The 230-nt window shown below is 63.5% G+C and carries 1 protein-coding gene; it reads right to left on the bottom strand.

Annotated elements, in window-relative coordinates; all coding sequences use genetic code 11:
• Nucleotides 1-230 (bottom strand): YhjD/YihY/BrkB family envelope integrity protein (locus SB717_RS40020; RefSeq protein ID WP_410908939.1); only part of this gene is annotated, 230 nt, incomplete at both ends.

Genomic DNA, 230 nt, shown 5'->3' with positions numbered 1-230 from the left:
GGGGATGACGTCGCGCACATAGGTCGGTCCGAGAGCGACCAGCGGCAGGGTCAGCACCGCGAGCACCAGGAAACACACGTACAGCCACAGGGCGAACAGACGTTGGGTGACCGGATGGCGCACATTGTGCTGGCCGTGTGCGATCACGATCGAGTCGACAAAACTCGCCATCGCCGATGATCCCGCCCACAGGGACAGCAGGAAACCCAGCGAGATCACCTCGGCACGAC

It is taken from the genome of Priestia sp. SIMBA_032 (assembly GCF_046535215.1).
In the GTDB taxonomy this organism is placed as follows: Bacteria; Bacillota; Bacilli; order Bacillales; family Bacillaceae_H; genus Priestia; species Priestia aryabhattai.
The sequence above is the reverse complement of the archived record's forward strand: the minus strand, read 5'-3'. Positions and strand labels throughout refer to the sequence as shown.